General features: G+C 60.0%; 23 protein-coding genes. 11 read left to right on the top strand and 12 right to left on the bottom strand.

The window, feature by feature from the left end; all coding sequences use genetic code 11:
* The first annotated feature begins 285 nt into the window (after positions 1-285).
* Positions 286-936, top strand: coding sequence for a hypothetical protein (locus GGC65_RS20510; protein WP_192648848.1), 651 nt, complete (start codon positions 286-288; stop codon positions 934-936).
* Between the two features lie 325 nt (positions 937-1,261).
* Here GGC65_RS20510 and GGC65_RS20505 read toward each other — a convergent pair whose 3' ends face one another.
* The 4 genes from GGC65_RS20505 to GGC65_RS20490 form a co-directional block, all read right to left on the bottom strand.
* Complete coding sequence (locus GGC65_RS20505) at positions 1,262-3,301, bottom strand: prolyl oligopeptidase family serine peptidase (protein WP_192648847.1); 2,040 nt, start codon at positions 3,299-3,301, stop codon at positions 1,262-1,264.
* Positions 3,302-3,537: 236 nt separating this feature from the next.
* The gene (locus tag GGC65_RS20500) at positions 3,538-4,782 is read right to left on the bottom strand and encodes an alpha/beta hydrolase family protein (protein WP_192648846.1); all 1,245 of its coding nucleotides are present in this window, start codon (positions 4,780-4,782) and stop codon (positions 3,538-3,540) included.
* Positions 4,783-4,853: 71 nt separating this feature from the next.
* Positions 4,854-6,983: a TonB-dependent receptor gene (locus GGC65_RS20495; protein ID WP_192648845.1), complete on the bottom strand. Its 2,130-nt coding sequence runs from the start codon at positions 6,981-6,983 to the stop codon at positions 4,854-4,856.
* 148 nt (positions 6,984-7,131) lie between these two features.
* Entirely contained in the window at positions 7,132-7,965 is an 834-nt protein-coding gene (locus tag GGC65_RS20490) for a M55 family metallopeptidase (protein ID WP_192648844.1), read from the bottom strand.
* A 278-nt stretch (positions 7,966-8,243) separates the two neighbouring features.
* Here GGC65_RS20490 and GGC65_RS20485 point away from each other — a divergent pair, with 278 nt between their 5' ends.
* On the top strand, positions 8,244-9,377 hold the full coding sequence (locus GGC65_RS20485) for a helix-turn-helix transcriptional regulator (RefSeq protein ID WP_192648843.1): 1,134 nt from the start codon (positions 8,244-8,246) through the stop codon (positions 9,375-9,377).
* Between the two features lie 227 nt (positions 9,378-9,604).
* On the opposite strand, the gene GGC65_RS20480 is transcribed toward GGC65_RS20485, so the two are convergent.
* A complete protein-coding gene (locus tag GGC65_RS20480; protein ID WP_192648842.1) occupies positions 9,605-9,994 on the bottom strand; it encodes an SMI1/KNR4 family protein in 390 nt (129 codons plus the stop codon).
* 389 nt (positions 9,995-10,383) lie between these two features.
* On the opposite strand from GGC65_RS20480, the gene GGC65_RS20475 reads away from it, so the two are divergent.
* Entirely contained in the window at positions 10,384-10,830 is a 447-nt protein-coding gene (locus tag GGC65_RS20475; protein WP_192648841.1) for a carboxymuconolactone decarboxylase family protein, read from the top strand.
* 318 nt (positions 10,831-11,148) lie between these two features.
* The gene (locus tag GGC65_RS20470) at positions 11,149-11,976 is read left to right on the top strand and encodes a hypothetical protein (protein ID WP_192648840.1); all 828 of its coding nucleotides are present in this window, start codon (positions 11,149-11,151) and stop codon (positions 11,974-11,976) included.
* Between the two features lie 177 nt (positions 11,977-12,153).
* Here GGC65_RS20470 and GGC65_RS20465 read toward each other — a convergent pair whose 3' ends face one another.
* Complete coding sequence (locus tag GGC65_RS20465; RefSeq protein ID WP_192648839.1) at positions 12,154-12,630, bottom strand: cupin domain-containing protein; 477 nt, start codon at positions 12,628-12,630, stop codon at positions 12,154-12,156.
* Entirely contained in the window at positions 12,627-13,514 is an 888-nt protein-coding gene (locus tag GGC65_RS20460; RefSeq protein ID WP_225940938.1) for an alpha/beta fold hydrolase, read from the bottom strand. The genes GGC65_RS20465 and GGC65_RS20460 overlap by 4 nt, the downstream gene beginning before the upstream one ends.
* A gap of 157 nt (positions 13,515-13,671) precedes the next feature.
* Here GGC65_RS20460 and GGC65_RS20455 point away from each other — a divergent pair, with 157 nt between their 5' ends.
* The 5 genes from GGC65_RS20455 (at position 13,672) to GGC65_RS20435 (ending at position 17,023) form a co-directional block, all read left to right on the top strand.
* On the top strand, positions 13,672-14,571 hold the full coding sequence (locus tag GGC65_RS20455) for a LysR family transcriptional regulator (RefSeq protein ID WP_192648837.1): 900 nt from the start codon (positions 13,672-13,674) through the stop codon (positions 14,569-14,571).
* Between the two features lie 253 nt (positions 14,572-14,824).
* Positions 14,825-15,304 (top strand): Hsp20 family protein, encoded by a 480-nt coding sequence (locus tag GGC65_RS20450; RefSeq protein ID WP_192649658.1) that lies wholly within the window; start codon positions 14,825-14,827, stop codon positions 15,302-15,304.
* A 74-nt stretch (positions 15,305-15,378) separates the two neighbouring features.
* Positions 15,379-15,894 carry an Hsp20/alpha crystallin family protein gene (locus GGC65_RS20445; RefSeq protein WP_192648836.1) on the top strand — a complete coding sequence of 172 codons (516 nt, stop codon included), beginning with the start codon at positions 15,379-15,381 and terminating at the stop codon, positions 15,892-15,894.
* The gene (locus GGC65_RS23780; protein ID WP_082395595.1) at positions 15,878-16,429 is read left to right on the top strand and encodes an NADH dehydrogenase ubiquinone Fe-S protein 4; all 552 of its coding nucleotides are present in this window, start codon (positions 15,878-15,880) and stop codon (positions 16,427-16,429) included. Before GGC65_RS20445 ends, GGC65_RS23780 begins: the two co-directional genes overlap by 17 nt.
* Before the next feature lie 36 nt (positions 16,430-16,465).
* Entirely contained in the window at positions 16,466-17,023 is a 558-nt protein-coding gene (locus tag GGC65_RS20435; RefSeq protein WP_192648835.1) for a hypothetical protein, read from the top strand.
* A gap of 62 nt (positions 17,024-17,085) precedes the next feature.
* Here the strand turns inward: GGC65_RS20435 and GGC65_RS20430 are convergent, their stop codons facing one another.
* Together GGC65_RS20430 and GGC65_RS20425 are read right to left on the bottom strand one after the other, a co-directional pair.
* Entirely contained in the window at positions 17,086-17,376 is a 291-nt protein-coding gene (locus GGC65_RS20430; RefSeq protein ID WP_192648834.1) for a hypothetical protein, read from the bottom strand.
* Between the two features lie 76 nt (positions 17,377-17,452).
* Positions 17,453-17,992 (bottom strand): hypothetical protein, encoded by a 540-nt coding sequence (locus GGC65_RS20425; protein ID WP_192648833.1) that lies wholly within the window; start codon positions 17,990-17,992, stop codon positions 17,453-17,455.
* Between the two features lie 445 nt (positions 17,993-18,437).
* Between GGC65_RS20425 and GGC65_RS20420 the strand changes: the two genes are divergently transcribed.
* Entirely contained in the window at positions 18,438-18,884 is a 447-nt protein-coding gene (locus GGC65_RS20420; protein ID WP_054727978.1) for a carboxymuconolactone decarboxylase family protein, read from the top strand.
* A gap of 445 nt (positions 18,885-19,329) precedes the next feature.
* Here GGC65_RS20420 and GGC65_RS20415 read toward each other — a convergent pair whose 3' ends face one another.
* Both GGC65_RS20415 and GGC65_RS20410 read right to left on the bottom strand, forming a co-directional pair.
* Positions 19,330-20,358, bottom strand: coding sequence for an IS110 family transposase (locus GGC65_RS20415; RefSeq protein WP_192648832.1), 1,029 nt, complete (start codon positions 20,356-20,358; stop codon positions 19,330-19,332).
* A gap of 196 nt (positions 20,359-20,554) precedes the next feature.
* On the bottom strand, positions 20,555-22,090 hold the full coding sequence (locus GGC65_RS20410) for an MFS transporter (RefSeq protein ID WP_192648831.1): 1,536 nt from the start codon (positions 22,088-22,090) through the stop codon (positions 20,555-20,557).
* 108 nt (positions 22,091-22,198) lie between these two features.
* On the opposite strand from GGC65_RS20410, the gene GGC65_RS20405 reads away from it, so the two are divergent.
* A complete protein-coding gene (locus GGC65_RS20405; protein WP_192648830.1) occupies positions 22,199-22,855 on the top strand; it encodes a TetR/AcrR family transcriptional regulator in 657 nt (218 codons plus the stop codon).
* Between the two features lie 112 nt (positions 22,856-22,967).
* Here the strand turns inward: GGC65_RS20405 and GGC65_RS20400 are convergent, their stop codons facing one another.
* Entirely contained in the window at positions 22,968-23,444 is a 477-nt protein-coding gene (locus GGC65_RS20400) for a MarR family winged helix-turn-helix transcriptional regulator (RefSeq protein WP_225940937.1), read from the bottom strand.
* Positions 23,445-23,568: the final 124 nt, after the last annotated feature.

Raw genomic sequence — 23,568 nt, 5'->3', positions numbered from 1 at the left:
CGAGTTCATCGCAGCAGACCGGTCGGAGATGATGGTATTCGCGACCGGTGAGCGCGGATTGCAAGCATGTCCTAGCCGATCCGGCTGCAGCCGGAATGAATTAATTGATTCCCCTTGGCTGGCGCCGGTTTAGGCGCTCGATGCCATGATCGAAGTTTGGCCGGTTGCTGCCGTTCAGCTTACGGCCTCATTCAACGCAATTGCGGACATCCGTAGCGAAACACGATACCAACTGGCGAGTCATGCGTGTGAAGACTTGGCGATGCAGACAAGGGTGGTAGTGTAATGTCGCGTACTGTTTTGCCACTCGAACCGATTGCCGTTCTCTCGCACAATTACGAGTCGCAGTCACCACTTCGCTCGTGGCCACCGGTACCAGCTGACGAACTGCACCAAGGTGAAAGGCTAGCCATCAACACTTTCGGGTCGCTACTCGACGGCGTCCGTTCCCCTCGACATATGTATTTCACATCATGGCGCGATCCCGATCCAAAAGGCTTGTCACCGATCGAGCATGGCAAGCAGCCGACCGGAATCCTCTTGGTAGCTCTCTTTGGCGTTGCGCCTTACGAGAGTTCGCCGGACATTATGGAAACGGCCGCAATGTTTAATGAGCTCGATTGCGCGCGACTGCGCCTCGACCTGACTAGAGGCGACGATAGCGCCTTTCGCCTCGCGGGGCTTGAATTGGAACTCAACAATCCGAATTCCAAAACGGGGCGCGCTTTCAGGTCGTGCTGGGGAGACGACGAGATCACCGGACTCGACCTGTCGCTACAATTCGATGCTCCTTTGACGCGCAATGACCCGTTTCGCTTTCACCTGAGCGCCCGCCTCCCTCGCCGCTACAATCATGGGGCGGTCATCGAACAAGATCATGTTGAGTTCACAGCATCGGCTGGCGCGATGCCCTTACCTCGCTGGGTCAACTTCTAAAGTGGCGAGTAAGGGCTGAGCAAAGCGACCGCCCCATTACCGATCGAAATCGAACTTCCTGCACTGGCCACGTCAACCAACTGAGCGCCGCGGGCCAGCCCCAGCGCTGAACCTGGCCGGCTCGTGACTTGCCCCTTCTAGGTGGCGAACCCCGAGAAGCGGAAACCGACGCGGCGGCAATGACCTGCCGAGCGTCGGGACCGGCGGCAAGCTGCCCAGCAGCGCCACCTCGCCATTCCCGGCCGGAGCCACGCGCGCGCCAACTCTTGCGCGTGCTTGAACAGCGGATGATCGCGAAGATCGGCTTCGGCTGCGATATCGACGGTCATGCGCCCGGTTCCGCGGCTTTCATGCCGATCTGGTCCATCGCGAAGGCGAGCCATTCGCCGTTCCATCGCGCGCCACTGGCGGGATCGATGGTGCCGTGGCCGGTATCACGCCAGACACGGAGGTGGATCGGGCGGTCTCCGGCGTTGGCCTCTTGGAGCCGTGCCGTAAACTTTCGGCCGTGAAAGGGCATGCACCCCAGATCCTTTTCGCCGAACACCTGATAGACGGCGGGATATTCCACCCCCTCGCAAACATTGTGATAGGGCGACCAGCGCCGGATGCTGGCGGCATGGTCGGGCTCTTTCGGATCTCCATAATCCTCGAAGAAGATAGCACGGACTCCTGCAACGGCGGGCGTGTCGGGCAAGGGCTCCATCATGTCGAAAATCGGCACCGTGGCAACAACGGCACGCCACAGGTGCGGCTGCTGGACGATCGCTACGCCAGCAAGCAGACCGCCGTTACTGCCACCCATGAAGACCATCTCGTCGGGGGTTGAAATGCCTTCAGCGATCAGCGCTTCGGCCACCGCCTCCAGATCGTCGAACGTGTTCTGCTTGTTGAACAGGCGGCCGCCGTCGTGCCAGGCCTTGCCATATTCGCCGCCACCTCGCAGCGACGCCTGAACAAATACGCCGCCCGCTTCGATGAACGGAACGTGCGTCGCAGGAAAGGACGGCAGCTGCGAAAGATTGAATCCCCCATAGGCATATACGAGCGTCGGCCGCGAGGTGCTGAGATCGACATCTTTCTGACGCACGACGAAATAGGGGATACGTGTGCCGTCGCGGCTGGTCGCGAACCGCCGATCGGCGACGGCATTGTCCAGTTGATGCTTGGCTTCGCCAATCTGGCGGAGCTCGCCATTATCGGGATCATGGATGAGCAGGACCGACGAACGGGTGAATGTCGTATGCGTAAGCGCGAATATATCGGTCGGACGCACCGCGCGTTCGGTGAGCATCGACTGCGACGAGCCGGGATTTTCGAGCGGGAGCGTCTGGACCAGCGTTCCGTCGAGGTCAAAAACACGGACGCGGAGCGATACGTCGACGAGATCGCCGACATAGAGATGCCCGGCGACCGCACCGACCCATCCGATAAAGCCTTCGCTTTCGGACACCAGTTCGCGCCAGCTCGCCAAGTCGCGCGAGCTTGCCGCCGGGATCGCAACCACACGGCCGCGCGGGATGCCATTGTTGACCCGCGCGACATAGGTTTCGCCGTCGATCCAGTTGCCATCGCATTCGCCCTCGAACCCATCCGGCAGGAACGGTGTGGCTTCAAGCGTTTTAAGATCGAGGTGCACGAGCGCGACATGTTCGTGCGGTTCGGTCACTGCGACGCCGCGGCGGCCATCGGGCGAGACCTGCAACGTCAGGCCCGAATGTTTGGCAGCGACAAGATGCTCGGGAAGCAGCACCGCGGGGCGTTCGGCGGCGCCCTCGGCGACCGGCACAAAGCGCAGTTCATGGACGCCCTCGGCGGTACGGCCATCGATCCAGAAGCCGCTTTCGTCTGGAAGCCATCCGGGGCGCGCTCCCGAATACATGATGGCTGGGGTATCGAGGAGATGCTGCCCGGTTGCCGTTTCATAGACCGACCATTTTCCCATCATGTCGCCGTCAGCGCCCCACGCCACAGCAACGAACCTGCCCTGCGGCGACGGCTCCATGAGAGCCAACGTGACGTTGCCGCCCCCATGGGCCTTCGAGATCGCCAGCTTCGAGACGATCGTTCGCCCCGGACCGTTCGGCTCGGCGCCGGCACGCAGTACCTGATCATCGCCATCTGAAGCATAGCCGAACCACAAGGCGCCCCGCTTGCGAGGTACAGAATAGCCACCGCTATCGGCCAGTTGCAGCAATCGGTCATGCACCGGCGCGTAGTTCGGCGACGCTTCAGCCGCGTGGCGCGCGATGCGATCGCGTTCCCACTGCCACTCGAGGCTTTCGGGGGTGTCTTCGCGCAGATGCGCGAAGCGATCTTCAAAGGCGACATTGCCGATTATCTTCTGGACCGGGTTGGCTTGCATTTTTCTGGCTCTCCAAAATTTCTTAAATATGGCCCCCCGGAAGGCGGACCGTCGCTCAACTCCATCGTCGCAATCTTATCCGTCGTAGTTCTCCTCCAGCTCATCCCGCAGATCATACCGCGGGGGGTTGGAGAGCCATCCACGTCATCGGTTGGAGACTGCCCCTCTCCAAGAGCGGAACGAAAAAGCCGACGTTCATCCTGTGCTCTGGCAATTGCGGCCAGCGGTCCGAACATTTACGCGAAATTGTCCGTTTCGCTTCTTTCATCCGTGGTTCGCACCTGTTCCGCCCATTCCCGAATGTGACCCAAATCTATATCGACGACTTCTGGATTTTGTGATCGGAAGGACGGGTTTAAGCCGTGTCCCTCCTCCTTTAGATAGAAGTCGAAAAATGAGGTGCAGAATTCGTGCACGATCTCGGTCATCCGCTTGCCGTCGATCGAACCCAAGATTGCCGCGACGACTGGATCGCTTCGTTGTTCTGGATTGAGCAGGCAAAGATCCGTAAACGCGAGATGGGTTGAGCCCAAAATCTCGACCCGGAACAGGTCCTGTTTCGTCCCCGCCGACGCAAGCCGTTCATAGAAGAACTCAGAATGCGGATAGATGGTCGGCATCGCCGATCTGTCGCTATGCATTATCAGCAGTGGGACACGCGAATCCCGATCGATCATCTCGGCGTCGAAGGTGCCGCCATCAAGATTGATGGCCGCCTTTATCCTTGTATCGCGCTGTGCGGCAGCCGCTGCACTGCCACCGAAGGAAAGCCCGAAAGTGCCCATACGATCAGGGTCGATGATTTGCGCCAAAATGGCCGCGCGACCGGGTAAATCGCCACAACTTACCCTATCAACCACATGGATAAAGTCCTCTTGCCATACGATATATTGTGCGGCGAGGGGCGACTCTCGACAATTTCGGCGCACTGTTTCGAGACGATCCGCAGGATACGGCGAATTTGATATGCTTTCCGGTCCCATCGTCCGGATGGCGTCCTTCAGCAGTTCCTCATGAAGCGGAATGATATCCCCATTTTCGTGAAATGTGGCCGTATCGACATAAGGATGGGCGATCGAGAACACCACATAGCCGTGACTCGCAAGATGAACCAACAGCGAGGTACTCGTCTGGGGACAACTGAATACCCCGTGAGAGAAGACAAGTACTGGTCGACGCCTGCCCCGCAGTGGCGCAGCGTTCTCATACGCGTGTGTCAGGCTGTCCAGCGCTCCGAGGAAGTCAGCATCGGCCGTCATATTGCCCAGAAATGGCAGGACCTGATGCACTCGTTCGGCTGGTGTCACATTGGGCCGACGGCATTCATCTTCAGCGGTTGCCGGATACCAGACGCGTACTGGGAGGCGGCGATATGTCTCGGGCGCAAAGCTCTCCCGGCGGTTGATGTCCGTAAATTCCGTGTCGATAACACCGACAGACCAAGGGCCAGACGGCTTCGGCAATGTAACAGTGGTGGTCATATGGTTCCTGACAAATAGGGCGAAGTCGATGGCTGCGGGCGATGCCGGTCAGCGGCGTATGCTGCCGGCGATCAGAAGCGCGCGCTGGCGCTGATGCCGATTACCCGTGGGCGCTGTTCGACGTTCTCGCTGATGACGCCGAGGGGTCCGATAAGATTGGGGGCCTTTTCGTTGAACAGATTATTCGCAAACAAGGCTAGCTCGAGCCCATCAAGGCCGACGCCAACCCGCAGATTGACGAGGTCGCGCCCCGGGCGTCGAATGACGGGCGGTACAGCGAAAGTTCGAAGAGTGATCTGCGACGCATCCGCATGCTGATAGTCGACCCGGAGGATAGCGTTGACGCCTGCAGCCAACGCGGGTCGGTAGTCGAATGAAGCCGACCAGGATTCGCGCACAGCGCCATCCACCGGGTCGCCGATTGCCTTGTCGACAGTGGCCGTGTCGAACTTGAGGTTGTTCCAACCATAGGTTGCCGACAGCGTCAGGTCGCGCGTCGGCCGCGCCATAGCCGACAGATCGACGCCCCATCCGTCGACATGCCCGGAATTGGTAACGGCCGCGAGCGCGGTCCCTTGGACAAACGTGTAGGATTGCACCTTGGACCATTGGCTATGATAAATGCTCGCGTCCAGGCTCAGCCTGCCGCCAAAAAGCTGTTGCTTGGTGCCGATCTCATAGGTCCAGATTTCGTCCGAATCATAGGTCGGAGGAATATCGATGACCCCCATGCCAGCTGACGTTGCATTGAAACCGCCGCTACGAAACCCCTTCGCCACATTGGCATAGACCATCGAATTGCGCGAAAATTCATAGCTCAGGTTGAAACGTGGGTTCAACGAATTGAAGCTATCGTCACCGATATCGATACTCGATGACCCGAAAGTCGTGCTGTCGATATCAGCCTTCTTATGCTCATTGAAATAACGCAGACCTACGATCGCTTTCAACCGCGGTGTCAAAGCGTAATTCAGCTCGCCATATAGTGCGTAGGACTTGTTCCTGTAACTGACGTCGGACGAGGTCAGGACTATAGGAACATCATTCGGCTCAGTAAGAGCTTCGCTACGTTGCCGCGACTTTGAATCGCGGTATAGCGCGCCCAGTTGCCAGCCAAATGGACCAGCGCCCTGAGAGGCAAGACGCATCTCGCCATTGTAAATACGAAAATCGGAATCATTTGCCAAACCCACGCGATCGACAAACCCCGGCGGAAAACCAAGTGCTCCAAGAAAAGGCACGTATACACCCGATACGTCAGACACGCTGCTGTTGCGCCGATCAATGTAGCTGCCCGATGCGCTAAGTTCCGCGACGTCCAAGTCGTAGCTCGCCTTAGCCTGGATCAACGTATAACGATCATTTATTGGCTGCGACAGTAGAGCGTTCGTCTGATAATCGACACCGAAATCCTGATTGTCCTGCTGCGATTTCTGATAGACGCCCATCAGCGAAACGCTTAGCCGCTCTGAAGGTCGCGCAAGAAGCGTGCCGCGCATCGTGTAGATGTCTGCGGAGTTGACGTCTTCTTTGCCCGTCGGGATATTATCGATGAAGCCACCGATCCGTTCATAACCGGCGACCAGCCGCACACCGAGCTTGTCGGTTGCAATCGGCAGGTTAAGTACGCCAACGGCCTTGTAATTTCCGTCACCGTACCGCGTCGTCGACGATTCTCCCTCAAACGATCCGCTGACGACATCCAGTCGGGGAGCGGCTGGGATGTAGCGGATCGTACCGCCCATGGAGCCTTGACCGTAAAGCGTCGCTTGCGGTCCGCGCAGCACTTCCGCGCGTTCCATGTCGTAAAGGCGGACATTCATCGGGTCGCCCTGCGTATCGAGCCCGAGCGGAGTTTCGTCGAGATATATGCCGACGGTCGACGATCCGATCGTCGTCGCCATCCCACGCAGCTGCACAAACTGACGGCTGACGCCATATTCGAAGGTGGAGAGGCCCGGCACCGAATATTGCAGATCCTTGAGATCCGTCGTGCCGCGCGCGCGAAGTTCCTCGGTGCCGATCGCGCTTATCGACAGGGGAACATCCTGCAACCGCTGTTCATAGCGCTGTGCGGTCACGATAATTTCGGCGCTCGCGGCGTCGGGCTCGTTGGTTTGCGAACCCATATCCGACTGCGCATGGGCGACCGCTGGAAGCAGTGCGGTTGCAGTCAGCAGTGTTTGCAGAATTTTGGTCATCGTCAAATCCACTCCCAATGAATAGTTATAAATTGTCTTGGTTGGTCCGGCTGGCTTGATCGCGCGGCCAGCCCCGTCCGTTAGGGGGCCAACTTGTCGGATTGGCTTCGTCGGCGGACCGGCGATATTCGCCGCAGGCAACGCCGCTTCAGTAGGGCGTTTGCCCGTCGGGCTGGTACATTATGACGAAGGATATGAAGCGCATGGCGCCATCCATGGTCGGAAATTCCGCTCTTACGGTCAGGGGGCTGATCCGTTCGATGCCAGGCAGATAGCTCAGCAGGTCGGCGGCGGTCAGGCTTACCATTTCCAGATCCACGACAAATGGCGGGTCGAGCTTGAACGGTTTAACCGTGCGCCTTGCGAAGGCTCCGGCAGCCGCCGTTTTCAGGCGTTGGCACGTCTGTGCCGGTGGTAAAGACGCCTGCGAGCGAAACCCGATCGACTCTTTCGTTACCGCGAATGTCGCCCCGGCCGCATAAAGCTGAGCATCGTCTATTGTTGCCTGATCGCCCGAAACGAAAAGGATCGGCTTGTCATACGCGCCCGCCACGGCGGCGTTGAAATAACCTTCCGAAGCGGGCACGCCGTTCAGGCGGACCGATCGGAGCGCAGCACCGGAAAAGCTATGGGCAAAGATGCTGTCGGCCGTACCGGCGGCAGCGTGATATCCGACAAATGCGCAAGCATCGACATCGGGATCATCAATGCCTTCCATTTGCAGTAAGGGACGCGGCCAAGACCGGATGAGCCGCACGTGATCGATCAGAAGATCGGGATCGATATTTTGCGAGTTGCCGTGACCATCAGCCGCAATCACTTCATCATAGCCCGCCTCCAAAGCCGCCTCTGCAACGGCATTGAGCTCATTGGTCATCCAGCGCCGGTAGGCGCCATATTCCCATCCCGAAGGCTTTAGTGAAGCCGCTGACGCCACTCCCGCAACTCCTTCCATATCCACTGAAATCAGCAACTTCGCCATCGTCCAACTCCACAGGTGGCAAGATAGAGGACGGGCCGGCGAAGACATGAGGACAAGTTGTCGCACAGCGCGCGCCAACATGTGCGCAGCGACAAACTTGATTGACGTCTTTGAAACCGAGCCGCCGGCTTTTCGCGCTACCTGACGAAAGCCGATCCGAAGCCCTCTTCCCTTCCATTATTCGTTGAAAGCAAGGTTAGTCCTCGGTCTGGACGAGCTCCATTCGATATCGTACGAAACTGTATAGATATCGGCCAGAACTTGCAGGGAGCAGGCAAATGCGCTCAGTTTCGGAAAGTGCCCCGGTGATGAATGTCAAAGACACTCGGATGCGGCGCCCGGCTGCTGGTCGATCAAATATCTCGCGCCCTCGCCGGTTCCCTTCAGTGGCGACAAGCCTGCCGACTTTCATCCTCGACAGCAAAACCGGCGACTTCGAGATTGGTGAAGATGACGCCACCTTGTTGCGCGATGCCGATGTGCTCACGCCCCTTGGCGATCCGCGGCATTTCCGGGTTCAAGCGTCGGTGCACCAAGCATCGGGACATATAGAATATTGCGGATTAAGTGAGGGCTTCTCCATTGCAATCTGCGAAGCTACCTATCTCAAACCCTTGTCCGTGCCGATTGTCGCGGAAAATATGCTTCGCGTGCGCGTGGCCAGTGACGGCGACGGCGAATATGTGAAAGCAGACGGAGGATGGCTGGACCTCCGAGGTCCGTCCGCCTCGATCATCATAGAGCCTCCAGGTCAATTACCCGCCGAATTTGTCTGTGCCGGACGTCACACGGCCATCGAGGTCCATGTTCACAAAGATGTCCTGACACAGCTATATGCTGGCAATCAACATGAGCTACCTACGGTTGTGCAAGCCTTCATCCAAGGTGCCCTGAACCACACTATCGCGCAGCGCCTCACCTTTACCCCGCAGCTCATAGGTCTACTGGACGATTTGAAAGGGTGCTCGCTGAAGGGGCATAGCCGAACGCTCGTTATTCGGTCGAAGGCTATTGATATCCTGTGCCATGCACTGACTGCGCTCGCTGAGGACGAAGCCAATCCCGCTCTTCCGAGTGCATCCAGCCCTGCGGTCGCCGGCGTGCTGAAAGCCCAGCGGGTGCTTGCTGAAAATTTCGCTAAACCTCCCTCGCTAGACGATCTAGCTCGTGAAGTAGGCATGAGCCGAAGCAATCTGTGCGCTATGTTCCGGCAGTTCTGCGGCCAGTCAGTCTACGATTATGTTGGCGAACTGAAAATGCAGGAAGCCTTAGCGATGCTACGGTCTTCACAACTCACCATTACTGAAGTCGGATACGCAATTGGTTATGAGCATCCTTCGAGTTTTTCTGCCGCTTTCCAGCGTCGTTTCGGCCTAACAGCGAGCGAATATCGTCAAACGGAATTCTGCTGACGAATACCAGGCCTGGGTCGTAAGTCGTCCATATTGCTATTCAGATCCACAAGTATCGTTGGCAAATGGCCGATTGCAGTCAGGCCGGTTTCGGGCGCAAACCTCGGAGAGCGGCCGTTCGCGGCAAAATGCCTGAGCATGACTGGAAGCGACCGATTGTGAATATCAATCTGTCGAGGGTGCAATGTCACACAATGCAGTTAGCCATGCATCGAAGCTGTCAGCGATCAACTTGACGGTGTCGAAATCATGGTCGAAAAACCAGATCTCTTGCTGCCGTTCCCGGTGTCAAAGCAAAACTGGTTTCCGCATCCGTCACTCGCAAAGGCAATCAGATTTTCTGGCATCCCCATTTCTCGCCAGTCTAGCGTCTCGGCGATAATTTCAGACGGCAGATAAAAATCTCCAATCGCGTCTATATCTAATTCTTGATCTACAATGGCGTCCAAAAGGGCGATCGTTGGTCGCGGAAATCCAACCTCCAGCACTGCTTGTTTATAATCTGTCGGCAGGCGTGAGCGCAGCGTCTTTTCTACCTCGCGCAGTTCTTCCTCCGAAACCGGATCGGGTGGATAATCACCTATCGTCCATTTCTCCACGAACAGTACCAGCGACATTGGATCAGGCTCCAAAAGCAACGCCGCACATTAGCGCAACCTCGCCGAGCCGCAATGTCCGCTTCCCACCCCATTTCGGCCGCGACGGTCTGCTGGGCATCGTCAGCCAGCGCAACCGCAGGCTCTGGCCGATTGGGGTCAGGCGGCTTTCAGTTCCGATTCCAGATAAGCGGACATTCCGTGGCGGTGCGACAATGCCGTTGCCCCTCGCTTCCTGGCGCAGCCTTATCGGTACACTGCACTAGATCAATCTCGGGCCTTTCTTCCGATCCCTGTCGCCAACATCGCGTCACACCGGCGTTTTTTTTTGCGCGGGATGTCACAACGGCGGGATCCCGCTCGTCAGGCATGGTGACGCCGATATTGGCTCAGGATGAAAGGAAGATCAGATGAACCGGTTGAATTGGTCCGAAGTCGCCCCCGCCGGAGCGAAGGCGCTTTATGGTGTGCACCATTATGTCACCCAAAGCACGGCCCTCCCGGCAGAGCTCATTCACCTCGTCTTCCTCCGGGTCTCCCAGATCAACGGATGCGCTCACTGCATCGATCTGCATACCCGGGACCTTCTCAAGACCATGCCGATCGACAAGGTCGCGCTGCTTCCGGTGTGGGAAGAAGTCCCGCATTTGTTCCCCGACCAATATCGCGCGGCTCTAGCTTGGGCGGAGGAAGTCACGCGCGTCAGCGAAACCCATGCTTCCGACGAAGCCTATGCGGCCGCCGCCGAAGCATTCGAGCCGAAAGATCTTGTGGACCTGACGATCGCGATTGCCGCGATGAACGCCTTCAACAGGCTGGGCGCACCATTCCGTCTCCCGGTTGCGGCAAAGCCTTGAGCTGCAAGAGCTGCGGTTTTGGCGTCGCGGTACAATACCAGGCCTACCCGCGCCTCTAATCGCGCCATGCGACCCAGGAGAGCTCTTCCTTTCAGGAAACACGGCTCTTCATCTTACGCCCGTCCGATTTCGATCGGGCGGGCGCTCTTTTTCGGCAAATCGTCCTTGGTGGCCGTTAGAATAAGGCCCACTTTGAGGCCCGGACCGAGAAAAGCGGGCAATGGGTTTACTACCGCTTGCTCCGATCAAGCTATTGTGGTGACCTGAAACGGGGACCTAGGCGGTGGTCATGAACCATTGGCCAAAATCTTGGGGGCCATGAACATGCCGTATCGCAATGCGTGGGTTTACTGTCTCGCGATGATCGCGATGACCATTCTGGCTTTCTGGCCCGGCTATTTCTCCCGGCTCGGCACCGCGAAAATCGCCTGGCATATCCACGCGGTCACCGCTACCGCCTGGATGTTGCTGCTCGCAGCCCAAAGCTGGTCGATCGACCGCGGGGAACGCGCACGGCACCGAAGTCTCGGCCTCGCCATTTTCATATTGGTACCGCTGTTCATGGTCGGGGCGGCGGGCGTCGAGCACAGCATGGCGATCGCGACCGCTTCAGGGCAAGATCGCTTTTACAAACTCTGGGGGGCCGCGCTCGGTTTCGTCGACCTAATCGGTTCGGCGGCATTTCTTCTGTTTGCAGCGATGGCTCTCAAGGAACGCCGCAATGTCGCCCGGCACGCCGCCTGGCTGCTTGCGACCCCGTTGCTCCTGATCCCCCCCGCACTGGCCCGCGTCTACAACGCGCATCTTCCAGGCCTCATCATCAACGGACCGCAGGACTTCCCGCTTTTCCGCTGGAGCGTCCATCTCGGCGGGCTCACTGGCGTCGTTATCGGGCTCTGGCTCTGGTCGCGCCACCGCCGCGACGGACAGCCCTGGCTGATCGTCGCCGCCATCATCGTGCTGCAATCCCTCACTTTCGAGACGGTAGGGTTTTCGACAATCTGGAATAGTGCATTCACGGCATTCGCCGGTGTCTCGCCCTCGATTCATGCCGCGGGCGCAGCAGTCGTCGCGGCGGTGGCGCTCTGGTGGGCTTGGCGCGCGGTACCCCTCCGCCCTTCTACGGAGGCCGCCTCGCCGGCGTGATTGGCCGGTCGCGGACCGCCTGATTCTCAGCGGAGTCCTGAATTGCGGACTTTCTGCGCTCAGCGCAGCCAATGAGGTCGAGCAGCGCCGCGCCGAAGCGATGGCTGTGCCTGCACCGGCCTATCATGAAGATCGAGCGGCTCTCTTGGGGAAAGCCGCTGATGCGAAGCTCCCCGATCATCGGGAGTGCGGAGATTCCGACGCTGCGACATAGAGGGTATCGGTAGGTCCGTTACCGTGGATGAAAAGAACGACCGGATCAGCCCCCGTCCGCGCAAAATGGCTGACGCCGGCAGGCTCGGTATAGAAGCTGCCGGGACCTAACGCCTTGGTGTCGCCGCCGGCGACAGGACCATAGCCAAAATTCCAGATACCTGAGACGATCGTCGCCACGCGGTCGTCCTTGTGCGTGTGCGCCGCGATCCACGTATTGGCGGGAACGTTGAGCATGATGGTGTAGGGTCCGCTCTCAGAAGGATCGCCGGACAATATGTGGGTGCGTATGCCTTCGACGCCCGACGTTCCGCTACCGGCGCCCGTCGAAGGAAGCTGAGCAATCTCTGCTTGCGTGAGTCGCTCCGGTTGCAAGGCAGCTGATGCCATCGCGGCTGGTGCCGCTCCAAGCAGGAGCAGGGCCGCACTTCTGCCGGTCATTTGCCCTTGTCCAGGAAGGCGCGCACGAGCTTGATCGTCGCCGCGGGATTTTCCTCCATGATCCAGTGCCCGGAATCGGGGACGATGCCCTCTTCGACATTCTCGGCGGCAGCGCGCATGACGGTTGCCATCATCGGACCAAAGGATTTTCCACCGCCGACCGCATAGACCGGCATCTTGAGCTTGCCGCCCTCAGCCAGGAAAGCTTGATTATCGGCAGCATCCTGATCGAACGCGGCGAATTGGGCAAACCCTGAATGCATCGCGCCCGGAAGTGCGTAAAGGCGAGCATAATGTTCGCGCGATGCCTCGGTGAACCTTGCGGGGGTTGCGGAGAACTCGTTCCAGAAGCGATCGAGGTAAATACGCTCGCGGCCGGCAACGAGACGCTCCATATCGGGTCCGCCGAAGCGGAAGTGCCACAATAGCGGGTTCTTGAGGACCTCTTCCCAAGGCCCCACGCCGGGAACCGGCGCATCGATCAGAACGAAGCGCCGAACAAGATTGCGGTTCTGGGCAGCAAAGGCGAAGCCGACCATGTTGCCGATGTCGTGCGTGACGAGATCGACCTGTTTTACCTTATAATGGGCAAGGACGGCGGACAGATCGCTTGCCTGCGTCTTCTTGTCGTAACCGCTCGCGGGTTTTGAGGAAAGGCCAAGGCCGCGAAGATCGGGAACGATCACGAGATGATCGCGCGCGAGATCGGCAGCCATCGGCGCCCACATATCTCCAGTCTCCCCGTAGCCGTGGAGCAGGACGACGGCGGGGCCTTTGCCACCGACGCGGACATGGATCGTGGCATCGCCCGCCGGAATCTTGGCAGTCTGGAAGCTGCTCGGGAAGGGCTCGACCTGTGCCACCGCGGGCGAGATCAGGGTCAATAGAACGGCTGCGATAATGGTCAGACGGGAAGACATGCCTTTCTCCAGATCATGGCGCCGCCCCCACAGCTGCCGCCAGCTGGACAAGATCATGCGCCTCGGGCACTCTCCGGACTAGCCGGATAAATCCGAAACGAGACGCCGGGATTCCCGAAAGATGATGAAGCTCTCCGGAATAGCAGCCTTTCTTGCGACAGCCGAAGCGGGCTCGATCAGCGCCGCCTCCAAACGCCTCGGATTGGCGACGTCGGTCGTCAGTGAACGTCTCGCCGATCTCGAAAAAACGCTCGGCGCGAAATTGATCCAGCGCACGACGCGCAAATTGTCGCTCACCGAGAGCGGGCGAAGCTTTCTCCCTCGCGCGCAGCGCATACTGCGGGAGGCCGACGAAGCCGAGGCCGAGCTTGCTGCGCAAAGCGGGACGCTCGCGGGTCCGCTCCGGATATCGGCGCCGGTGAGCTTTGGAATATTGCACCTTGGCTCCGCGCTTTGCAGGTTTTTGGTCGAGCATCCTGAAATCGACGTCTCGCTGGACCTCGACGACAGGTTCGTCGACATAGCGGCCGATGGATATGATGCGGTCCTGCGCCACGGGCCCGTGGGGGACACACGGCTCATCGCAAAGCGCTTGGCCGTCAGCCGACGCCTGCTCGTTGCGTCGCCTGCGTATCTGAAAAGGTTCGGTCAGCCGACCTCACTGGCCGAACTGGCCGACCATCCCGGTATCCTTTATTCGAACCGGGAAAGCGACTGGCGTTTCAGAACGCCCGGCGGATGGTCGGTCGTGAGGCCGAAACCTGCGCTTCGCGTGAATAACGGCATGATCATGAAAGATGCGGCGCTGACAGGGATCGGAATTGCCCTCCTCCCGACATTCTTCGTCCACGACAGCATTGCCAGCGGGATGCTCGTGCCGCTCGACGTTACCGTAGAGGCCGAGGGCGCTGAATTGTACCTCGCATATGCAAGAGATCATGGCGCAGCGGCGAGAATACAGGCGCTCGTAGACAGCTTGCGACGGAGCTTCGGCGATCCTCCGCATTGGGAAAGCCGCTGATATTGTGGCGTGAGTTCTGGCCGATTGCCGTCAGGCAGCTTTTTGGTACCAATCGCATATAGCGGCCATTCGTCGCCCGCGCGTCAATCCGTCTGAGCGGAGTCCGATCGCAAAAAATCTCTTGAAAGCGATTTTCCGCTTCCTAACTTTTTATCGCCGGGTGCCGAAGCCGGGCCCGGTGGGTCAAATGAGAGCGCCGGCTCTCTCCGGCGTTTCTCACGCCCAAATTGCTCAATTTTGGAGGATTTGGAAAATGAGAAGCAGTTTTGATTTTGCGCCCTATCGGCGCTCCACGGTTGGCTTTGATCGCTTGTTCGATCTCCTCGAGACCGATCTTCGCGGCGACGCCGGCGAAAGCTATCCGCCTTTCGATCTTTCGCGACAGGGCGAGGACAGTTACCGCATCACGCTTGCGGTGGCGGGCTTCCGTCCCGGGGATATCGAGGTGGTGGCCCAGCAGAACCAACTCATCATCAGCGGCAAGCGCGGCGAGGATAATGACGAGGGGCAGTATCTGCACCGCGGCATTGCGGCCCGCGCCTTCGAACGGCGCTTCCAGCTTGCCGACTATGTCGAAGTCGCCTCCGCCGACTTCGATAATGGTTTGCTGAAAATCGATCTGCGGCGCGTCGTCCCCGAGGCAATGAAGCCGCGCAAGATCGAGATCGGCGGCAGTTCCCCTGCCAATGATCGCCTGGAAGCGCCGAAGAAGAAAGACCTCGAAGCGGCCTGATCGGGGCACCGGCTCGCCGCCCGCAGCGGCGGCGAGCCACGCTGAAACTCTCTAGCCAGAAAGGAGATGCTATCATGGCTATTCGTGATCTGATCCCCTGGAGCCGGCAGGAGAACCGGCTCCCTGTTCCGGTGAGCGCCGAACGTGAACGGGGCGATCATCCGCTTGTGTCGCTTCACCGCGACGTCAATCGCCTGTTCGACGATGTCTTCCGCGGGTTCGGTATGCCGACGTTCGGTGGCTTCAGCCGCGAGCCGTCGTGGCCGAACCTCGAGTTCGGCGAGACCGACACCGAAGTTCGGGTGATTGCCGAGCTTCCCGGTCTTGATGAGAAGGATGTCGAAATCACCGTCGAGGAAGGCGTTCTGACGCTCCGCGGCGAGAAGAAGTCCGAGGTCGAGGACAAGGACCGCGGCTACACCGAACGCAGCTACGGCCGCTTCGAACGGCGGATCGGCCTGCCGCGCGGTGTCGAACGCGACAAGGCGAGCGCGACGTTCCAGAATGGCGTGCTCACCATCACCCTGCCCAAGTCGGAGGCGGTGAACGAGAACGTCCGCCGCATTCCGGTCAATGCGCGGGCGGCTTGACGGGCAGGCCCGGGACTTCGGTCCCGGGCCGAGCCTGCCGGGCGCCACAGTACAAGTCGTGCCGGCGGTGGCAGCCAACGATAATCAATGGCCAGCCGAACATCGCATTTGCGCGCTGCCGCCCGACGCCCGGGCGATTATCGAGCCTCTGCCCATCGGCACCAACCGTGCGGGCCGCGCGCAGGCGAGCCGGTGGCGATTGCGTTTTGCTCCGCGCTGGCGTCCCAGAGCGGATCCTCTCACCGGCTGGGCCGGGGGTGGCGATCCGCTAGCGCAAGTGCAGCTTCGGTTTGCGACCCCCGGTGCCGCCGAGCGCTATTGCCGGAGCGAAGGCATCCCGTTCGAGATCCGGGACCCCGCCGGGAAACGCAGGTCAGATTTGCCCTGCCTGATCGGCGAAGCCCCGCCCCGGCTTTGCTGCTCGCCAACCGGTCCGCACGCGCTCTGCTGCGGCAATTATCCGATCGGCGCGCAGGGTAAGGAGCGACTCAACTCGGACCCGCCGAGTCATTCTGCGTTCAGTTTCGCCGGATAGATTTCCGTTTCCACCATCAACACAGGAGGACGATTGATGCGTAAAATCCGTACGGCCGTCTTCGCCAGCATCGCGGCGTTGGCAGCCGCAGGCACGGCGGTAGCGGCAACCGCAGATACCCGGGTGATGAAAGTCGGCCTGCCCGACGGTTCGGTCGCCCGGATCGAATATCAAGGCGAAGTCGCACCGAAGGTGATCGTGGCACCGGCGGTGAGGCTCATTCCGGTCCAGTGGACCGATCCTTTCGAAGCCGCCCCCTTCGCCATGTTCGACCGGATCGTAGCGACAATGCACCGTCAAACCGAGATGATGATGCAGCAGGTGCATACGCTGCAGCGCGAACCGAACGCGCTTGGCATGATGAACCTTGCCGGCTTCGGCTCGCTACCCGCGGGGACGGTGAGTTATCGCTTCTCTTCCACCAGCATCGGCAATGGAACATGCAGCCGCAGCGTTCAGGTCACCTCCCTCGGGGCGGGGCAGCAGCCCAAGGTCATGTCCAAGAGTTCGGGCGACTGCGGCCACGCGGCCAAGGCGCCGGGCGGCGAAGCGAGTGCGGCCGAGAATGTCGGCAAACCCCTGCAAACGACATGACCGTCGGGGAGCGGCGCCTGCGCGCCGCTCCCCTTCAGTCGTCGTTTAGCGCACGAAGGCGTTCAGCGACCGATGCTGCGACACAGTTCGTAGAGCTTTCGCACCTTGGGATGGTTCACGCCATATTCGCTGCGGAACCGCGCTTTATTTGAACAAGCGGCAACCTGTTGCGGTGTCGCGCGGCGTGCGCGATCATTCCGGTGCGCCGGGCCGTTCCCCATTGTCGATTTCAGGAGCATGTCCTGGCGCACCACATCGGCGTGCCGCTCCAGCTGATCGGTGGGGAGATCCTGAGCGGCGACGGGCGCCGTGAAGATCAGTGCGGCGAGGACCGCCCATCGCTTGGTAGTCACACCTATCCCTGCATCCATGCAACATATAGCCCGAGAGGTGCGGTGAGTAATCGCCACGCCTTCCAGTGGTGCGATCTCAGCGCCGAACCGTTGGCGCGGGCGGTGCGCCGACGGGCAACGGCGCCGCCGGCTGGCGGCGCTGGCGTGCAAGTATGTCCTGCCGCTGCGCCTCGCTCATCACGCGCCCCGCGATAAAAAAGCGCTTTGGCGTGCGAAAGGGCTCTGGCACCGATTCGGTGACATTGCTCAGAGGCCCTGCCCTATAGCCGCCGCTCAGCGCGATTTCGTCGCCGACATGGACGGCATTCCCCGTCGTGCTGTCTGTGATGCGGGTACGACCGTCGGGCGTCCTCTCGATGCCGGTATCGTGGTGCCAGACGATGATCGGGCCTTCGTCGCTGTCGCCCCGTAGGCATCCGTGAGGATCGAGGTGCAGCCGCCCCATGAAAAGCGCCTGCATCGTCATTTCGGTGCGTATGGTCTGCCGGATCAGCACGGGTAGCGGCGCCGCACCGCTCGCCTGCGCGCTGACCGGAGAGACACGCGCTGTCGATGCACAGGCCGGCAAGCCCAGAATCGCCAGGACCAGAACCGCGTGATGCGAACAGATTTTCATGAAATCCTCCTTTGCCCGGCTCCCCGGCAGGCCAGCGCCTCGCATTGGCATCGCGCAGATTGTCAGAGCCTGAACGCCGGGGATAACAAGATTGCGAAGGACGCGTTCACCGGCTTCGCCGGTTGCAGGTGAGAACGACTTAGCGGTACCAGCAAAAGCTCCAAAGATCGCGTAGTCGCAACTTGGCCGATTGGGGCCAGGCGGCTTTCAACTCTGATTCCAGATAAGCGACATTCTGTAGCGGTACGACAATGCCTTGGCCCCTCGTTTCTTAGCGCGGCCTGATCGGTACACTGCGCTAGATCAATCTCGGACCTTTCTTCCGATCCCATTCGCCAACATCTGGTCGAACCGGCATTTTATTTGCTCGGGATGTCACAGCGGCGGGATCCCGCTCGTCAGGCATGTTGACGCCGATTTTGGCTCAGGAAGAAAGGAAGATCAGATGAATCGGTTGAATTGGTCCGAAGTCGCTCCCGCCGGAGCGAAGGCGCTGTACGGTGTGCACCATTATGTCACCAACAGCACGGCCCTCCCTGAAGAACTGGTTCATCTCGTCTTCCTCCGGGTCTCCCAGATCAACGGATGCGCTCACTGTATCGACCTGCACACCCGGGACCTTCTCAAGACCATGCCGATCGACAAGATCGCGCTGCTTCCGGTGTGGCATGAAGTCCCGCATCTGTTCCCAGACCAATATCGCGCGGCTTTGGCTTGGGCCGAGGAGGTCACGCGCGTCAGCGAGACCCATGCTTCCGACGAGGCCTATGCAGCAGCAGCCGAGGCATTCGAGCCGAAAGACCTCGTGGATCTGACGATCGCGATTGCGGCGATGAACGCCTTCAACAGGCTGGGCGCACCATTCCGTCTTCCGGTTGCAGCCAAGCCCTGAGGTGTCAGCGCTGCTCTTTTTGGCGTCGCGGTACAATATCAGGTCTACCAGCGAGGCTAATTGCGCCGCGCGACCCAGGAGGGCTCTTCCTTTCAGGAAACACGGCTCTTCATCTTACGCCCGTCCGATTTTGATCGGGCGGGCGTTCTTTTTCGGGAAATCGTCGCTTATGGCCGTGTGTGGACGGCCCTCCGTTGGCAAGCGGTTTCTGGATGATGCAGTTGCTGGTTGGTGCAGCCATGTGTCCGGCCTGTGATGCGGCCTTGTCATGCGCCGCTGGCCATGATGCCTTTCGCGCGGATCGGGTCCCGACCAATTTCTCGCACTCGGAGTGCACCGGCCAAAATGGGTTTTCCTGATCCGGCGGTTTCAACCGGCTTTGTGCATCAGCTCCTGTCTGCCCTTCCCAACCTCGGCGGCGCCTTCTTGCCCGGCGCCTGATCTCCTATGCGTGCGCGACCTGCGGTTCGCGGTAGTGCTCGCCGCTCGTCATCAGGGCCCAGACCATGCGCGCGGTCTTGTTCGCGAGCGCGACGGCCGCGACCTTCGTGGCGCGCCTCTTCATCAGCTCGATAAGCCAGACCCGCTTTGTCCCGTGTCGTTCTGCGTGACGGATTACCGCCATCGCCCCAACAACGAGCATCTGGCGCAGATATTGGTTGCCCGCACGCGATATGCCGCCGAGCCGCTCCTTCCCGCCGCTGGAGTTCTGTCGGGGGACCAGGCCGATCCATGCAGCAAGGTCACGGCCTGTCTTAAATACCTGGGGATCAGCGACGCTGGCGACGAACGCGCTCGCAAGCAGCGGGCCGACGCCTGGGATCTCCATCAGCCGCCGCCCGACTTCCGTATCGCGCGCACTCGCCCGGATGCGCCGGTCGTTCTCGAGGATCTGTTCCTTCACGATGGCGAGCTGCGCCCCGAGCATCTCCAGGCAGAGCCGGGCATCGGGTGGGATGCTCTCGTCATCTTTGTCGGCGACTATCGCCAGCAGGCGGTCGAGCCCAATGCGACCTACCGGCGCCACGATCCCAAACTCCGACATATGCGCCCGCGTCGCGTTCGACAGCTGAGTGCGCTGGCGGTTGAGCATCAGGCGGACCCGGTGAAGCATCATCACGCTCTGCTGCTCCGGGGTCTTTACTGCGACGAACCGCATCGTTGGCCGCGTCACCGCCTCGCAGATCGCCTCGGCATCGGAAGCATCATTCTTGCCGCGCTTCACGTACGGCTTCACATATTGCGCCGGCATCAGCCGAACATCATGCCCCAACGCGATCAGCTCACGGGCCCAATGATGCGATGTACTGCAAGCCTCGATACCGACCAGGCACCGCGGCAGCTTCGCAAAGAATGGAACAACCCGCGCCCGGCTCAGGCGCTTGCGCACCACGACTTCGCCTGCAGCATCAACGCCGTGGACCTGAAACACCGACTTCGCGATATCCAACCCGACTGTTGCAATCTTCTCCATCGTAGCTCTCCTTCCAGCTCATCCCGCGGATCATACCGCGGGAGGTTGGAGAGCCGTCCACGTCATCAATTTCGGACTGGCAGCTTCCAGCCGACGAAACTAGAGAAGCAGACGTTCGACCCAGGTTGGGCGAAGTTGACAACTCGCGACAGATTCCAGCCATCTAAAAGCGGCCAATTAGATTCTCCAGTAGGGGCTACTCAGCACCTAGCGCCCCCTCAAGCCGTGTCACTTGGTCCGGTCTGGCAGCCGGTGTCCTCAACGAGAGGAACACGACTACCGCCGTAGCTAGCGTAACAATGGCGAGGCACAGCGTGAGCGTGCCGAACGCATCGCTGTAGCCTGCGAGCAATGTCGGCGGCGAGACCTGAGGAGCGAGCGCGAAGGCGCCCCTCAGATCGCCCGCCGCAAGCCGCTGTGCAATGGCAGAAGAACTCGTGCTCTGCGGTACGAGCTCGGAGACCTGCGATTGCGCTAGGGAGGTGAGGAGAGCCGTGACCAGCGCCAGCGCAATGCCCTCGCCGGCGACGCGAACGGTCCCGAAGATGCCTGCAGCCATACCAGCTCGTTCCGTTGGCACTACGCTGACCGCGAGCCCGTCCATCAGTCCCCACGGGAGGCTCATGCCAACGCCGATAACAATGAGGGCCGGTGCGATTGCGGCGATCCCGGCACCGATCGGAATTTGACCAAGCCAAAAGAGGCCCACACTAGTGATCAAGAGGCCGAAGCCGCTGAGTATCGCAGGTGACAGCCATCGGGTCAGCGATCCCGCGAGGAGAGGCAGGACGAGCAGCGGCGCCGACATGGCGAGCATGGTCTGGCCTGCTTCCGAGGCGGACATTCCATCAATTCCGACGAGGCGGATCGGGAGCAGGATCACAAGCACTACGAAGCCGTAAGCGGGAGCTGTGGCGAGGAGTTGGACACCAACAAATTGCCGATAGCGAAACAGGCCGAGGTCTAGCATCGGCCTGGCGACACGGGTTTCAATCACAGCGAAGGCGATAAATAGCGCAAGAGCCAACCCGAACAAGGTGAGCACCACCGGATTTGACCAGCCGCGGCCAGGACCGTCGAGGATTGCCCAAGTTAAGGCCGCAAGCGCCAGTGTGAAGCTGACGCAGCCGGGCCAATCGACTTGGGTTGCATCCGGATCACGTGTCTCTGTCATGGCGATCATGCCGATGACGAAAGCGGCAACATCGAACGCGACGACCAGAGCGAAGATGCTTCGCCAACCAAATAGCTCGAACAGGTAAGCAGACGCGATCGGCGCAACCGCGAGGCCGATCCCGAAGCTCGTTCCCACAAAACTAAAGGCCCGTAGCCGGCCAGGACCGTCGAACTCTTGTGCCAAAACCGCCATTCCGGCCGACATAACGGCAGCAGCCGTGACACCCTCCGCCGCGCGGATCATGTTGAAGCTCATCATGTCGGGCACGACTGCGAGCACCAAAGAAAGTATGCCGAACCCGCCTGTTCCGATAGCGAAAACCCGCTTTCGACCGTATCGGTCGGCTAGCGTGCCAGCGGCGAGAAGCAGGCTCCCGAAGGTTAGCAGGTAGGCGTTTGTTGCCCAGCTGATGGACACAGGCGATCCACCGAGCGCCGCGCCTATGCTCGGCAAGGCTACGGTCGGGCCGGTAAAGGCCAGCGGCATCGACGCGGATGCCAGGCACACCGCCACAAGCACGGCTATCGAACGCCATTCTGAAGATTTGTTTGTCATGAAAGCTCCTTGAATGGCCGCTGGAATCCGCTGCGCGGGCTCAGAGACTCGAGCCCGTCGTGGAATCGTCGCCAGACCTTGCAAATACTTTAGTGCGCGCTAAATAACTTGAATTCGAAATGGTGCAAGGGTTTTTTAGTGCGCGATAAAAAACTAGGAAGAGGCGGCCGGCCACGTTCGTTTGACATTGATGCTGCGCTTGGGGTGGGGCAGCAGCTCTTTCATGAGCGCGGTTATGACGGGGTATCGCTGTCAGATCTGACACGCGCACTGGGCATCGCTGCACCCAGTTTCTACGCCGCGTTTGGCAGCAAGGCGGCCTTCTTCCAACAGATCCTAAACCGTCATGCGAACGCCGCACTGCCGATCGATGAATTCCTGGTCGAGGGGCGCCCGCTGGCGGCAGCCATCGAGCAGTTTCTGGTCGCTCGCGCTGTCACTTACAGTGAGAGTGCCGAGGCGAAAGGCTGCCTCGTTCTGGACGCTACGCGCAACTGCAGCGATGCATGTGCATCAGCCGCCGCCGAGCAGATCGCCGAGGACGGGCGTTTGCGCATGCGCGAACGTATAGCCGAGTCGCGACCGGATCTGGCGGAACCTATCAGCGACTTGGTAGCGTCGATAATGCATGGGCTCTCCGCACTCGCCCGTCAGGGCTGGTCAACCAATCGTCTCGTCGCCGCCGCGAGGAATGCGGCGCTCTCGGTTCGATCGATGGTGGATGACCCGAAACGCCTTGGGTGGGTCGCAGGTGCGACTATCTGATGCCACACGACCGCCGTCGACAGCCGCGCCACGTCCCCCGCCGATGACTTCGCACGCTTGCAAATCTTTCGCCCGGGCGGTGCCGCATCATTCTGAACCATCGCGCAATCGATCAGGCGCCAGGCTTGTCCGTCAGGTTCCAGCCGCCGACATTGGCATAGACGGCATCGCGCAAGGCCTTGATGTCCTTGTTGAGATTTGCAAGGGCCGCAGCCGACTGGCCGGACGCCTCCAGCAGGGCATCACCGAGACAGCCTGCCCTCGCCTGAAGCGCTCGCCCGGTTTGCGTGAGTGCAACAACGACCTGGCGTTCGTTCGACGGATTGCGGGTTCGGCTCACGAAGCCCGCCGCTTCGAGCCGCTTGAGTAAGGGCGTCAGCGTGCTCGATTCGAGGGCGAGTTGGTCGGCGATGCGTCCGATCGGCTGCCCGTCTTCGCGCCACAATATGTTGAGCACCAGATATTGAGAATAGGTCAGCCCAAGTTCGTCGAGCAGAGGTTTGTAGGCACGCTGAACGGCAATGCCGGCGGAGTAGATGGCGTAGCAGAGCTGATCGTCGAGCGGCACAGGCGGATTGTCGGTGGTCATCATGAGCTCCATTTCCTGCCCAATATAGCGCCTGAATCACAAAAATAAATATCGCGATATATTTCTGCTGGACAAGCCATCCGAATCACCCTATCTCATCACTTATCGCAATAACTGTTGTCGC

The sequence above is a fragment of the Sphingopyxis sp. OAS728 genome (assembly GCF_014873485.1).
In the GTDB taxonomy this organism is placed as follows: Bacteria; Pseudomonadota; Alphaproteobacteria; order Sphingomonadales; family Sphingomonadaceae; genus Sphingopyxis.
This window is presented reverse-complemented; position numbering and strand designations above follow the sequence as displayed.

Bases quoted from the DNA above. Each gene is read 5' to 3' on its own strand.
- GGC65_RS20415 (WP_192648832.1), bottom strand. From the start codon at position 20,358: ATGGAGAAGATTGCAACAGTCGGGTTGGATATCGCGAAGTCGGTGTTT.
- GGC65_RS20425 (WP_192648833.1), bottom strand. From the start codon at position 17,992: ATGAAAATCTGTTCGCATCACGCGGTTCTGGTCCTGGCGATTCTGGGC.
- GGC65_RS20435 (WP_192648835.1), top strand. From the start codon at position 16,466: ATGCGTAAAATCCGTACGGCCGTCTTCGCCAGCATCGCGGCGTTGGCA.
- GGC65_RS23780 (WP_082395595.1), top strand. From the start codon at position 15,878: ATGCGCGGGCGGCTTGACGGGCAGGCCCGGGACTTCGGTCCCGGGCCG.
- GGC65_RS20495 (WP_192648845.1), bottom strand. From the start codon at position 6,983: ATGACCAAAATTCTGCAAACACTGCTGACTGCAACCGCACTGCTTCCA.
- GGC65_RS20400 (WP_225940937.1), bottom strand. From the start codon at position 23,444: ATGACCACCGACAATCCGCCTGTGCCGCTCGACGATCAGCTCTGCTAC.
- GGC65_RS20505 (WP_192648847.1), bottom strand. From the start codon at position 3,301: ATGCAAGCCAACCCGGTCCAGAAGATAATCGGCAATGTCGCCTTTGAA.
- GGC65_RS20500 (WP_192648846.1), bottom strand. From the start codon at position 4,782: ATGACCACCACTGTTACATTGCCGAAGCCGTCTGGCCCTTGGTCTGTC.
- GGC65_RS20450 (WP_192649658.1), top strand. From the start codon at position 14,825: ATGAGAAGCAGTTTTGATTTTGCGCCCTATCGGCGCTCCACGGTTGGC.
- GGC65_RS20470 (WP_192648840.1), top strand. From the start codon at position 11,149: ATGAACATGCCGTATCGCAATGCGTGGGTTTACTGTCTCGCGATGATC.
- GGC65_RS20445 (WP_192648836.1), top strand. From the start codon at position 15,379: ATGGCTATTCGTGATCTGATCCCCTGGAGCCGGCAGGAGAACCGGCTC.
- GGC65_RS20490 (WP_192648844.1), bottom strand. From the start codon at position 7,965: ATGGCGAAGTTGCTGATTTCAGTGGATATGGAAGGAGTTGCGGGAGTG.
- GGC65_RS20465 (WP_192648839.1), bottom strand. From the start codon at position 12,630: ATGACCGGCAGAAGTGCGGCCCTGCTCCTGCTTGGAGCGGCACCAGCC.
- GGC65_RS20455 (WP_192648837.1), top strand. From the start codon at position 13,672: ATGATGAAGCTCTCCGGAATAGCAGCCTTTCTTGCGACAGCCGAAGCG.
- GGC65_RS20480 (WP_192648842.1), bottom strand. From the start codon at position 9,994: ATGTCGCTGGTACTGTTCGTGGAGAAATGGACGATAGGTGATTATCCA.
- GGC65_RS20510 (WP_192648848.1), top strand. From the start codon at position 286: ATGTCGCGTACTGTTTTGCCACTCGAACCGATTGCCGTTCTCTCGCAC.
- GGC65_RS20485 (WP_192648843.1), top strand. From the start codon at position 8,244: ATGCGCTCAGTTTCGGAAAGTGCCCCGGTGATGAATGTCAAAGACACT.
- GGC65_RS20420 (WP_054727978.1), top strand. From the start codon at position 18,438: ATGAATCGGTTGAATTGGTCCGAAGTCGCTCCCGCCGGAGCGAAGGCG.
- GGC65_RS20475 (WP_192648841.1), top strand. From the start codon at position 10,384: ATGAACCGGTTGAATTGGTCCGAAGTCGCCCCCGCCGGAGCGAAGGCG.
- GGC65_RS20410 (WP_192648831.1), bottom strand. From the start codon at position 22,090: ATGACAAACAAATCTTCAGAATGGCGTTCGATAGCCGTGCTTGTGGCG.